Origin of the sequence: Clostridium arbusti SL206, from assembly GCF_000246895.1 — a bacterium.
GTDB lineage: Bacteria > Bacillota > Clostridia > Clostridiales > Clostridiaceae > Clostridium_I > Clostridium_I arbusti.
Map to the genome: position 1 here is coordinate 1 of NZ_BAEV01000109.1, position 13,085 is coordinate 13,085.

Annotated in this window: 11 protein-coding genes; 3 read left to right on the forward strand and 8 right to left on the reverse strand. The window is 28.5% G+C overall.

Annotated features, from left to right (window positions below; translation table 11 throughout):
- Positions 1-487: 487 nt before the first annotated feature.
- Positions 488-2,482, reverse strand: coding sequence for a methyl-accepting chemotaxis protein (locus RH99_RS15515; protein WP_010240354.1), 1,995 nt, complete (start codon positions 2,480-2,482; stop codon positions 488-490).
- A gap of 368 nt (positions 2,483-2,850) precedes the next feature.
- Between RH99_RS15515 and RH99_RS15520 the strand changes: the two genes are divergently transcribed.
- Complete coding sequence (locus tag RH99_RS15520; protein ID WP_010240357.1) at positions 2,851-3,393, forward strand: GNAT family N-acetyltransferase; 543 nt, start codon at positions 2,851-2,853, stop codon at positions 3,391-3,393.
- A 210-nt stretch (positions 3,394-3,603) separates the two neighbouring features.
- On the opposite strand, the gene RH99_RS15525 is transcribed toward RH99_RS15520, so the two are convergent.
- The 5 genes from RH99_RS15525 to RH99_RS15540 form a co-directional block, all read right to left on the reverse strand.
- Positions 3,604-4,806, reverse strand: coding sequence for an acetylornithine/succinylornithine family transaminase (locus RH99_RS15525; protein WP_010240360.1), 1,203 nt, complete (start codon positions 4,804-4,806; stop codon positions 3,604-3,606).
- Positions 4,807-5,092: 286 nt separating this feature from the next.
- Positions 5,093-5,356 (reverse strand): DUF4238 domain-containing protein, encoded by a 264-nt coding sequence (locus RH99_RS15530; RefSeq protein ID WP_010240363.1) that lies wholly within the window; start codon positions 5,354-5,356, stop codon positions 5,093-5,095.
- A gap of 294 nt (positions 5,357-5,650) precedes the next feature.
- A complete protein-coding gene (locus RH99_RS19290; RefSeq protein WP_010240366.1) occupies positions 5,651-5,836 on the reverse strand; it encodes a hypothetical protein in 186 nt (61 codons plus the stop codon).
- A gap of 6 nt (positions 5,837-5,842) precedes the next feature.
- Positions 5,843-5,965 (reverse strand): hypothetical protein, encoded by a 123-nt coding sequence (locus RH99_RS19945; protein ID WP_279374449.1) that lies wholly within the window; start codon positions 5,963-5,965, stop codon positions 5,843-5,845.
- Positions 5,966-5,977: 12 nt separating this feature from the next.
- Entirely contained in the window at positions 5,978-6,355 is a 378-nt protein-coding gene (locus RH99_RS15540) for a hypothetical protein (RefSeq protein ID WP_010240367.1), read from the reverse strand.
- Positions 6,356-6,841: 486 nt separating this feature from the next.
- Here RH99_RS15540 and RH99_RS15545 point away from each other — a divergent pair, with 486 nt between their 5' ends.
- The gene (locus RH99_RS15545) at positions 6,842-7,273 is read left to right on the forward strand and encodes a GNAT family N-acetyltransferase (protein WP_010240370.1); all 432 of its coding nucleotides are present in this window, start codon (positions 6,842-6,844) and stop codon (positions 7,271-7,273) included.
- Positions 7,274-7,449: 176 nt separating this feature from the next.
- The gene (locus RH99_RS19050) at positions 7,450-7,611 is read left to right on the forward strand and encodes an ankyrin repeat domain-containing protein (RefSeq protein WP_138990725.1); all 162 of its coding nucleotides are present in this window, start codon (positions 7,450-7,452) and stop codon (positions 7,609-7,611) included.
- Positions 7,612-7,982: 371 nt separating this feature from the next.
- Here RH99_RS19050 and RH99_RS15550 read toward each other — a convergent pair whose 3' ends face one another.
- Both RH99_RS15550 and RH99_RS15555 read right to left on the reverse strand, forming a co-directional pair.
- Entirely contained in the window at positions 7,983-8,564 is a 582-nt protein-coding gene (locus tag RH99_RS15550; protein ID WP_010240372.1) for a hypothetical protein, read from the reverse strand.
- Positions 8,565-8,653: 89 nt separating this feature from the next.
- Positions 8,654-12,709 (reverse strand): PDDEXK-like endonuclease domain-containing protein, encoded by a 4,056-nt coding sequence (locus tag RH99_RS15555; RefSeq protein WP_010240374.1) that lies wholly within the window; start codon positions 12,707-12,709, stop codon positions 8,654-8,656.
- Positions 12,710-13,085 lie beyond the last annotated feature (376 nt).

Below are 13,085 nucleotides of genomic sequence, written 5' to 3' on the forward strand. Positions count from 1 at the left end.
CAATCTTCTTACAAAATAATAGGCTGTTCCTATCTAAGTCTATAACGTTCTCTGATATGAATTATCTTAACCTTTGTTCCTATTCTATCATCTTTTTTCAATTTCTTAATATATTATTCCCAATTAATAATTATAATTCATTATAACTAAACAACTCAATAGCTATAAGGCATGTGAAAATAAATAGTAAGTAAAAGATGCGACGAATATTTTGAATCCAACAAGGAAGCAGGTTCCAAAGATAGTTTGGCTATCTGAGGGTTCTGCTGACACAGTAGGATTCAAAATAGGCTAGCATACTGACTAGTTATTTATTTGAATATGCCTAATATAATCTTACCACTAATAAAGGCCTTAAAATGATGTTAATTTAAATATCATTTTAAAGCCTTTGATTTATATTTCTCATCTTATATTGATAAATAAATGTATAGCACATGGTATATCTAGATGAATAATTGTATATTAAATATATTTACTTAGAGCTCTATACTGTAAACTTTTTAACTTTATCTGTTAAATCTGCGGCTGCATTATTTACCTTTTCTGCATGATTCTTAACTTCTTCTGCAGAAGCCAACATTTCTTCAGAGGAAGCTGATATTTCCTCTGAGGAAGCTGACACTTCTTCTGCTACAGCTGAAACATTTTGAACTTTATTCAATATATCATCCTTAGTTTGCATAACAGTACCTATTGAATTATTAGCTTCATTCATTATAGGGCCAACTGCATTAACTGCATCTACTATATCATAGAGAATTATAATTGTATTATTTGCTGCCTCTGCCTGACTCTCCAGCACATTACCTACATTACTAGAAGTAACCTTAACCTCATTGGTTTCACTACCTATGGATTTAACCAGACCTATTATTTCCTGTGAAGACCTTTTAGATTGTTCTGCAAGTTTTCTAACTTCTTCTGCTACAACTGCAAAGCCTTTACCATGCTCACCTGCTCTAGCTGCTTCAATGGCTGCATTAAGTGCAAGTAAATTTGTCTGCTCAGATATTCCATTAATAACATCTGTTATATTACCTATCTTAGAAACTGAACCAGAAAGGCTATTTATCTTTTCTAGTACATTATCAAAAGATTCCTTTACATCACAAATAGTCTGTATGAGCACATTGATCTGTTCACTGCCTTCTTTTGCCTTATCTTCACTATTTTTTATTTCATCATTAACCTTAACAAGTTTAGTATTAGCAGTATCCAGTTCCCTAGTAAAATCCGATACCATATTTACTACATCCATTAAGTCTTCTGCCTGAGAAGCCGCTCCACTGGCCACATCCTGTATAGCACTGGAAACCTCATTTACAGCAGTAACCATTTCACTAGAATTTTTAGAAAGGGTATTTGCATATTCCCCTATGGAAAGTGAAGTATGCTTCACTTCTGCAATGGAACCTCTTACACTTTTAATAGTATTATCCAATCTTCTTGACATATGACCAATTTCATCCTTGCCTTCAGAATGTACCTTTATAGTAAAATCACCTTCTGCAAGCTTATTCATAGATTCTGAGACTCTTATTATTGGCCTTGAAAGTATTTTAGTAATTACAAGTGAAATAAGTATACTTAATATTATAGCTATTATAGAAAGTATAACTGTAGTTTTCAATATCATACTACTTGTACCCATAAGTTCTGACTTTGTTATATTTCCTACAAAGATCCATCCAAGTTTAGAATCATAATCATAAGCCGCTAGTTTATCTTCTCCATTATATGTATACTCTATAGTACCTTTTTTATTTTTAAGAATTTTATTAGCCACATTAACCTTCAAAAAATTTTTATTAAAGATTTCGCCTTTATCTTTATGGATTATCATAGTACCATCATTTTGGATAACAAATACATTTCCTGTTTTCCCTATAGCTATATTATTCATAAGATTTTTAGACATATTTGTTAAATCAATAGATTGTAGTAGAATACCTTGAAACTGATTGTCAACAACTATAGGTTCTGAAATTATAATAACAGGATTCCCCGTAGTTTCACTTTTCTTAACTGGTGACATGTAAGTTTTATTATCATTTTTTGCTCCCATAAAATAGTTTATTTGTCCTAAATCCTTATTTTCAAGAGTCCCCACATTATCCACTATACACTTTCCATTCTTATCAGTTAATGCAATATTTGCATAGTATGCAAAATCACTATTAAGTTCTTTAAAAGAATTTCTAATATTATTTTTTGATACATCATCCTGCTTAGAGTCATTAATCGTTTTCACATAATCTCTTATCAAATTACTAGATGCATTCTGCTTTCCAATACTAGCCATGGTATTAATTTTATCCTGAATAGAAATCTTACTCAAATTTTCTTGTCCACTTAAAGTATCAAAGGCTGAATTCATATTTGAAACTTTAGTCTCAAAATAATTAATAGTCCCTATTATGAAAATTGGAATGAGCGCAAATGCTAGAAAATATAACATAAATTTATTTCTTAGTTTCATTAGATTCTCCCCCTTATAAACGTCTACATTTCTTATATCGAAGTTTTAAAGATAAAGTTAATATGTAATTTATTTTTTATATTATTAATTATCATTACATCAACTTTTGAAGATTTACTTAATTTAACTAAATATATAATAATGTTATATTGTGTAGAATTAAATTTTACAAATTTGTCTTTTTAAAGTTAAGAAACAAGAGTAAAGCCTTGATACATAAGCCTTTACTCTTGTTTCTCCAATTCAACACAATTAGTATTGTGTGCAATTCATGACTTTCAATCTCAATGATTATAATTTAACACCTAATCAATAATATGGTATCATATAAATTACTATATATTTAAATAAAGGTATTGATTTTTACAATGGAAGGTGAAAAATTAAAAATTATGGATAATATTATAATTGAAAAATGTAGCTTAAAAGATATAAAAAAGCTTAAAGAAATAGGAGAAAGAACATTTTATGAAACTTTTTATGATGAAAATTTAAAAGAAAATATAGAAGATTATATTGAAAAAAATTTTTCTTATGAACAGTTAGAGAATGAAATAAAAAATAATAATTCAAGATTTTATATGGTCCAAAATGATAATGAAATAATTGCTTATATGAAACTTAATTTCATTAGAAAGCAGACAAATAAAGTATATGATAAATCATTAGAAATTCAAAGAATTTATGTAGCACAGGAATATAAGAGTAAGCATATTGGTAAAAAGTTAATAGAAAAGGCTGTAAAAATAGCTAAAAGTAATAATCAAAGTTATATTTGGTTAGGTGTATGGGAAAAAAACATAAATGCAATAGGCTTCTATGAAAAGCAAGGGTTCAAAAAGTACAGTTCACATATTTTTAAATTAGGACAAGACGAGCAGATAGATAATTTAATGAAACTCATATTGTAAAATTCAATCTATAATATTCTACGATGCGAATTAATATCATAAAAACCTAGCAATTGAATAGATCGTATACATATGCTAATAATCTAGCTATAAAAAAATTCTTTGTTAAATTTTCTTTATAAACTTAGAAAGATATACTACTTATCTAGTATGTCTTTCTAAGTTTAATAATTATAAATATTAGGATTTTATTTTTAAAAATTAAGTGTATCAAAAAATAGAATTTAAAGCTTCACTTAGAATATCAATCATCTTATCAGTATCTTTTTTAGTTACTACTAAGGGTGGCATTAAGCGAATAATTGAAGATCTTGGGGAATTCAAAAGTAAACCTTTTTCTAAACACTTTTCTACAATTTCAGAACCTTTATTATATGGAACATCAAATGCAATAAGTAATCCCATCCCTCTTATATTTTTCAATTTATATATGTCTTTTAATTCATTTAATCTATTTAATATATAATCTCCTTGAATTTTAGCGTTATATATTAGATTTTCATTTATAATTTCATTAAATACAGCCATTCCTACAGCCATTCCTAAAGGTTGAGATGAATAAGTTCCCCCTTGATCTCCAGGTTCAAATATATTTAAATCTTCTTTAGTTAATAATACTGATAATGGATAACCACCACCTATTCCTTTTGCCAATGTCATTATATCTGGTTCAATTTCGTAGTGTTCATATGCAAATAATTTGCCAGTTCTGCCTACACCTGTCTGAACTTCATCAAAAATAAGTAATATACCATTTTCTTTGCATATATTGCTTATAGTTTCAACATAAGCTTTATCTGCTTTATTTACTCCACCTTCTCCTTGAATAGGTTCTAACATAATAGCACATGTTTTTGAACTTATAGAAGATTTTAGTGCATTTATATCATTAAGTGGCACATGTTTAAAACCAGGAACTTTTGGTTCATATAAATTTTCCCATATTTTTTTACCACTTGCGGACATTGTAGCAAGTGTTCTTCCATGAAAACTGTTAATCATAGTAATTATTTCATACGCTCCATTAAGAAATTTTTCACCATATTTTCTTGCAAGTTTAATAGCGCCTTCATTAGCTTCAGATCCACTGTTAGAAAAAAATACTCTATCAAAACAAGAGTTATTTGTAAGTAACTTTGCAAATTTAAGCATAGGTTCATTATAAAATGATGGACTTGCATTGATTAGTTTTTTAGATTGATTAGTAATAGCTTCAATAATAACATCCGGACAGTGACCTAAACAATTAACAGCCCAACCACCTACAAAATCAAGGTAAGATTTACTGTTAGTATCCCATAAATACATACCTTTTCCATGATCCATTACAATATTCGGACGATTTGTAGTGAACAATATTGAATTTTCATTTTCTTTTATAATATTATTAAGATTTAAATTGATTTGTTCCATTAATATCAACACCTCTTATAGAATTACAATAATTTATATAAATAATAACGACTGTATGTATGATTATACATTTTAACTAATAAATATGCAACAAATGTTTTTTATAACCAATGAAACAAATTATTAGAAATAAAAAATTGGGCAGCTGAATATTCAGCTGCCTAATTTAACAGAATTACCATTGTGTTGAGTTCATATATCATATCTAAACTTAAAATAAATATAGGTATATCGTGGAATTAACTATCTTAGTTAAAATTAAAGATAGGAATTACTTTACGTTCTTTTAGTTTTTTACAACTTGTCCAATATAATCTTTTTCTACTTGCGGAAGAAATCTTAACATAAAAGAAGATTTATAGTCAACTGTATGTATATGAGGTTGCCACAAAATAGAATCTATATTTCTCTCATCTCCGATAGATAAATCATTTTTCTCAAAATAATTAATACCGTCAAAGTATCTACTTGGTTCACTTTTACTTGATACTTTTGTTTCCCAATTTTTTAGATAAGTTTGCGGAACATAATGCTGCCTTTTTATTGCCATATAGTCACCTCTTATATTTGATGAAACAGTTATTCATTTCTATTGAGTACCTTTAAATTTTTGTATTACATTTTAATTAATATGTATTCCTTTTACTTTTCAGTACATGACACATATGCTCCCATTACCCCTAGTTACGGGTACGGCAACGATTCGTAAAAAGCAGCCATAAGACACAGTATTTCCCATAAATTAAGGATAGAGATCTGTCTTATGGCTGTTATGACGTCTACTAAGGATAATCTGAAAGAATATTTTTTTATTCTTCTTTTTGAGACTTGTTGAGATTTTCTACTATATTGTCTTTTTGTATTTTTTATACAAGACATCTATAAAATCCGAAAAATTATATTTATATCCCATAGGACCATCCCTAAATGCATCAATATATTTTTCATTTTCTGGCTTACCAAAAAAATTCCTACAAAAATTATTTCTTAATCTCTGATTGGTTAAGTTTTTAAATTCATCACTATTCAAAAGTATTTATGTTAATTCCTCTCTTAATGCCTGTCTTTCTATTTTTAATTTAGACATTTTATCCTCTATTTCATTACTATATTCTAATAAAAAATAAGCAAACACCATTTCAGGTATATCATATCTCATTTCCAAGAAATACTAATCTATTTCTATAACACCTATCATCTGACCCTGATATATACAATATCCATTTAAAGTTATAGGTTTGTCAAAGTCTTCTTCATCTATAGAATCATTATAGGCTTCTATTTTATCTTTAATGAAATTATATTCATCAGAATTATAGTTAAGATAATCGATAGTTTCTTCATATATCTTAAACGATTCTTGCTCAAATGGTATATATTCATAAAAAATAGTATCTATACCTTTTTTCTTAGCAAAATCAATTACGCCAAAAATATCACGCATTTTCAAATATAATATCTTATTTTTATTTTCATTTTCATATGAAACATTTACACAATCTATATCAAGTTCTTTGGCGTATTTTAACAATTCATCTTCTGTGTGCATATCATCCCCTCCATTTACTATATTTTAAGATATATCTATAATTGTTAGTACTACTATCTTAAATATATGCTCTTCAATATCGTAATCTCTTACAAAGATGAATTATTGCTCTGCAATATTATACCATTAAATACTATTTTCATAAACTTATAGAATACACTAATACGGACTTTATATGGAAACTATTGTAACCAGTATACAGCTCATTTTTACCTGTATATCTACATCACTCCATATTCATATTGTAGAAAAATTTAATTGAGTAAATTTTCTTCGCTGATAATTACAGTGAGAAAAATCCACCCCATGATGTAAGACGCCCAAACAACATTTTTTGCCTAAAATTACATTTTGAAAATTGAATAGTATAGTTTCTTATAATGAAAATAGTTAACTATATTATGGATTATATAGGGTAAGATGGTATAATATAATTTATACTTATCCTATATCATTTAAACTTTCTAAAAGAAGAGGTGTGTTGACATGTATGAAATAATAGATTATAAAAAAGATAATTTTTATATTACAACGGATTTTGAAAAGATAGATATTGATGTTATCTGTTCACTTCTTGAGCAATCTTATTGGGCAAATTCTCGAAAAAGAGATATAATTATCAAATCGTTGGAAAATTCATTGTGCTTTTCTTTATTTCATAAGGATAGACAAATTGGATTAACAAGGGTTATCACAGACTATGCTACATTTGCATATTTATGTGATGTTATAATTGATAAGGAATACAGACATAAAAGATTAGGGGTATGGTTTCTTGAATGTGTTTTCAAACATCCGAATTTACAAAATTTGAGGCGATGGTGTCTTGCTACAAAAGATGCACATGAGTTTTATAAAAAATTTGGATTTAAAAATTTAAGTAATCCTAAAAGCTTTATGGAAATATTTAATGGTTAGTATCAATTAAAAATTCTACAGTATTTTTGTTTGGCAAATAAATAAAAAATATCATATAATTCAAAATGGAATAATACGATATTTTTTGTCATTCAGGCAGTTAATTACTTTGACCAATAGGTTGGAGTAATGTTTTCAAAGTTATTTTATTTTTCATTGTTATCCACTCCTTTAAATTGAGAAAACCAAAGGACAATAAGGCTAATGTAAACCATAAAGCATCATCAGATGGCTATACTCCACTCATTACAGCAGTTAATTTTGAAAACTATACAGTCGTAGACCTCCTAGCAGATGTTAATGCTACTGATAAGATAACAAAGGCAAAACAGTATTAGAATATGCATGTAATCGAAACGCTGAATATGGAAGCTATGCAATTATAAAGAGTTTATTAGAACATGGAGCATTAGTAAACACTAAAACAACCAGTTTAGAAAAGCTTCTTACATTAGTAAAAGAACAAAATGTAAATATTAGTGATATTAATAAGAATTACTATAACAAGATTATAAGTATTTTAAACCAGTATAGCACTAAATAAAATATATCCAATGAATTTGCATATTTGGTGTTAGTACAAAGTTATACATTAACAAAAACGTAAAATTGCTAAGAATAGTTAGAAACTATACACAAGAATATATATAAAATAAGTCTTATATACACTATCACCTGATAATACATATAAGACTTAATAAATTTATATTTACTTGTTTAAAATCTTTATACTCTTAGCCATGGTCATTATGGTACTTTCATTATTTTTATAAAAATCTGGTTTTACTAAAGCATAAAAATCATAATGATTTCCATTCTGAAACACCATTACATGAGTAAGCTTTTTATTATTTTCATCTCCGGTGACAATAATTCCCTTAACTCCATCATCTGTTGAAAAATCATCTATTTTCTTACCTTCTGACTTATATTTTTCCTTTTCTAAATCCATATATCCATCTTGAGCCTTTTCTCCGAAGGTTCTTATATCATTATCATCCTTATAATATATTAGTGCACCATCCTGAGTTTCACTTTCTACGATGTTATTCCATTGTTTAGGATATTCTATTCTATAGGCAAATCTTGCGTTTATATAGACATTCTTTGCCGATGTATTTCCACTATTATTTGCAGTTTGCTTTGTAGTACTTACTGTATCATTTACAGATACTGACTTCATTGTCTTTTGCTGCTGTGATTTACTGGTCTTATTATTATTACAACCTAATAGACCAAACAAAATTAATAATAAAAAAATAATAATTCCCATAGTCTTTTTACTATTCAAGTGGACCACTCCTCTGAAAATAAGGCATCTAAAATAAAAACTAACTACTTATTATATTAAAAGTTATTTTACTCTAGATACCTAAATGATTAAGCTATTATCTTCTTAATTCCAAGATGCTTTAATCTAGACCACAATCGGTCCATAGTTCTTTCAGGATCTCTATAGAACTCACTGGCTCTTATCTTATGAAAAGTCCATCCAACTCTTTCAAGTGTCATTTGACTTTCATGACCTGTTTCCCACTGTTCAATTCCATTCCACTGCCCATCATCACACTCTATAGCAACTCTACTACTGTTTCCCTCTACCACAAAATCCACATTATAGTGTTTTAAATTTACTGCCGTTGTTATATTATATCCTCTTTTATTTATCATCCTAAATACTTCTTTGTGAAAATCACTTTGGAATATATATTGTTGTTTTTCCCTGCCATCATTAGCTCTACAAGGATCAAGACAATATCTTAGAAGTTTTGTCCTGACACAATCTGGATTTAAATTTTCAGTATTTATAGAGTAAAATAACCACAACTGATTTTTTGCTCTACTTACCGCAACATTAAACCTTCTTACATCACCCTCCCTGGTAAGTGCTGTAAATCTTATATTATCACCAACTACCATTGATAAAAACATTATATCCCTTTCATCGCCTTGAAAAGAATAAGCATCTCCACATATAAGCTTCCTGTTCATCATTTCCTTTTCACCAATTTTTTCTCTAACCATGTTTTCAATAATATCTGACTGGGCATCTCCAAGAAGTGATATAACCCCCATAGTCATCCCTTCATATCTTCTATCATTACAGCATTTAACTATCTGATCTGCTAATGCCTGTGCTTCATTTATATTTATATTCTTCATTTTATCCTTAAATCCATTTTCTACTTTTACCGTATTTATAGGAGAGTTAAATATTTCCTTTATCTTAGAATGTCTTAGTGGTATTATCTCTCCTGAATAGCATAAATCATTGCTAAAGCCTATGATCTCAGGTAAACATCTAAAATGTTCCCTTAGTAAAAGGCTATCCGGAAACACTCTAAGTGCTGTATTGTATAAACTTGTTTCGAGATCAAACCACTGAGAATGTGGTATTCCACTTAAATATCTATCAATAAGATTATTTATCATATCCTGATCTATACCTATTGCCTGAGGGCTTATCTGTTTATCATCCCCCACTATTACAGCTCTTTTTGCTCTATATAGAGCGCAAATAGAAAATATATCACTTTGACTACTCTCATCAAAAATTATTACGTCAAAAAGATTACTATTTAATTTTATATTCTCAATAACCTTATTGACAGGCATAATCCATACAGGTATACAATCCTTGCATATTTCCATTTCTCTCTGAGCCATACTTCTATACTTTTCTGTAAATTTCCCTTTTCCTCTTCCTATTTTCTTAACTGCCTGAAGCCAAGCATAGAGACTCCTTTTTTGAGTATCTGTGATATTAGTTATCTGATTGTACCAAGATTTCTTGGCCACCAATTCCTTTATTAAAAATTTTTCTTTGTCCTTTTCATCTTTTAATAATCTCTCTATTAGTTCCGGTCTAACCTTATGAGCCCTTTCAAGAATGCTGCTAAACTGTCTCCATTTCCAAGCCATATTCAGTTCTTTAAAATTACTTCTATTATTACTCTCATAAATCTTCATAGCAAACATAGGTACTAATCTTTGAAGTTTTTCCATATATAAATTAATTTCCTGTATATTAGCAGATAATTCTTTTAGTCTTATTACTTCCTTATAACTTTCCTTAATTTCATTTATGTCCATATTTTCAATTGCTGCTGCCAGCTTTTGAAGCTGCACCACACTATTACAAAGTTTCCTTACATTATTTATATATATCTTGTCTTCTTTATATTCATTTATATGCTTTAAACTTATTATTCCATTTTTAAGATATGTGTAGGTTTTCCCTTCATACCAATTAATTTTATTTAAAAATACCGTTTGTCCTAAAATATTTATAATTTTACTTTTTACATCCATATTCCAATCAACTATTCTACCTAAACCCTCTATACTGCTTTCCAAAGCCATCATAGAATTAACTCCAAAATTCTTTATCTCAAAACCACCATAATCTTTCATAGTACTGTTCCATAAACTCATAAGCTCATCCTGCAGAGCTAACTTTTTTATATATATATTTAATATTTCTGCTTCGTCCCTTGAAGTTATTGGCTCTGAATCCACAAAACAATTGTTAAGTATATAGGAATATTCACTATGCATAACCTTAAATACTTTAGTTATTTTACCTCTTGTCTTAATAACATTGTGTATATATTTAAAATCCAGCTTAAACTTATTGAAATCATGTATAGGAGGTACTTGTACCTTATGCACTGTAAGCCTTCTTTGAATCTCTGACAGCTCAGTTATTAAGAAATCACTTTTTACATATAAATGCTTTAATACAGGTCTCATAACCTCACTGCCATAATAGCATTTCATTACACTTTTCAGCCAGGAGCCTTCTATTTTTTTCATTTTTTTCTCTGCTACAGTTAAAATATCTATAAGTTTCTTGTAATCTATCTTTGAATCATAATCTAGTGACCAATCCTTTAAATTGTTACTATATTCATCATATCTCTCATCAATCTGTTTAAAGCTCTCTATTTTTAAGCATAAATCACTTGGGTCAGGTAATTCTGATAATATATTCATCATATTATTTACTTTAATTATATCTTGTCTTTTAATAGTATTTAAAAGATATATTAAACGTAAATACTGTTGGTCTGTAATGGGGCAATTAACCTCCATCTTTATGTCATCCTCTATCCATGAGTATTTTCTCTCATTTACTCTTACCCACTTAGCTACATCCATAAGCTTACTTATAGTTCCTTGAAATTTAAGTTTCTTCGTTTCCACACATTCAGCATCTTTTAGCTTCATGTATAAATCCTTCTGCCTATTCTTACAATTGACCAATTGTTCCCTAAGCTGCAGCATTTCTTTCTTCAAATTATCTTTATTTAGTGCAAGATTTTGTGTAATTATTCTCACAGCTTCATCTAATTCTCTAAGAGACTTTGTGTCATCACCTAGAATGCTCATGCATAGAGGTCTTATTTCTTCAGGTATCTTTTCAGCTAGAACTCTAAGGGCTCTTCCCGTTTGACTAGTTACTAAAACTCTTTTACCATGAGCTAAAAGATGACATATTAAATTTACAGTAGTATGACTTTTTCCCGTTCCAGGGGGGCCTTGTACCACTACTCCAAAATTTTCAGATAACTTTTTAACTATTTCCTTTTGCTCTTCATTACTGGATAGTGGAAACAAAAGATTCTTTCCAACATCTTTCCACTGTTCTTTTACCTTTGGAGATTCCTCTATTTTTTCTGAAGTTACAAGAGCTTCTATAGTAGGTGGAATCTCATATCCATCATCTATAGACTTTAGAATACTGGTTAATTCATTGTGCCAAAGCCTGTGATCAGTTTTTCTAATTATAATTGCTGGAGCATTAAAAAATACAGGATATTTAGACACATTTATTTCTTTTGAAGTACATATATCCTTTTGAATCTCACCATTAGGACTAATATCTGAACTCAAATAATGTGATATCTTAAGTAATAAATTTTCCATTTCACTTAAATTTCTTGGATCTAGAGAAGAATTCTCTATACCTTCCTTTATTTCTAATAATTTATCTATGTTAGGAATATTTATCCCTGAAAAAATATCAAATTCCATATTTATTTTTCTATCATAAGGTCTTAAAAGGAAAACTCCTTTTTCTGCATCAAAACAAAGCTCCATTTTAGTTGTAAAAAGAGGATGAGTAATTTTTTTATCCTCTACCTCCCAGGCAAGTATGTAGTTTCCCCAAATAATTTCAAAGTTTTCCCCACTTTTCTCTACAGAAAGATATAATTGAAAGAACTCATTGTATAAATCTTTATTACTATTATCAATATAGAACCAGTTTTCATCTTCTTCTTGATTTTTTACTAAATTCTTATCCATTGTATTTAAATTCATCTGCCAATAAGTCTTCTCATATTGATTAATATTTCTTATTACATCTTCGTCCATGTTCTTTATATTCAATAGATATGAAAACAAATTCTTTACCTTTGTCCTACAATTCATATTTATCACCTCTTAAGTTTTCTACTATTCCCACTTAGAAACTATTATACCATACTTTACCATATTTTTTTAATTTAGTTATCACCAATTTTTTCCTTAAATTTCACATAATATAATTTATTTGATATAATTATTGTCGTAATTTAACTATAAAAGAACATAATGGTGGAGGGATTGAATGATTAATGTATTAGTGGCGGAAGATGATGATCTTCAGAGAGATAATTGTGTTTAATCCTTAAGATTTTCTTGATATAATTACTTAGGCATGTGAAAATAAATAACAAGTCAAAGATGTGACGTCTATTTTGAATTATACAAGGAAACAGGTTCTGATGATAGTGGTGCTATCAGAAGGTTCTGTTGACGTAGTAGG

Coding starts and splice junctions, on each gene's coding strand:
- RH99_RS19945 (WP_279374449.1), bottom strand. CDS start 5,965: ATGAGATATGATATACCTGAAATGGTGTTTGCTTATTTTTTATTAGAA.
- RH99_RS15530 (WP_010240363.1), bottom strand. CDS start 5,356: ATGGCAATAAAAAGGCAGCATTATGTTCCGCAAACTTATCTAAAAAAT.
- RH99_RS15520 (WP_010240357.1), top strand. CDS start 2,851: ATGGAAGGTGAAAAATTAAAAATTATGGATAATATTATAATTGAAAAA.
- RH99_RS15555 (WP_010240374.1), bottom strand. CDS start 12,709: ATGAATTGTAGGACAAAGGTAAAGAATTTGTTTTCATATCTATTGAAT.
- RH99_RS15540 (WP_010240367.1), bottom strand. CDS start 6,355: ATGCACACAGAAGATGAATTGTTAAAATACGCCAAAGAACTTGATATA.
- RH99_RS15545 (WP_010240370.1), top strand. CDS start 6,842: ATGTATGAAATAATAGATTATAAAAAAGATAATTTTTATATTACAACG.
- RH99_RS15515 (WP_010240354.1), bottom strand. CDS start 2,482: ATGAAACTAAGAAATAAATTTATGTTATATTTTCTAGCATTTGCGCTC.
- RH99_RS15525 (WP_010240360.1), bottom strand. CDS start 4,806: ATGGAACAAATCAATTTAAATCTTAATAATATTATAAAAGAAAATGAA.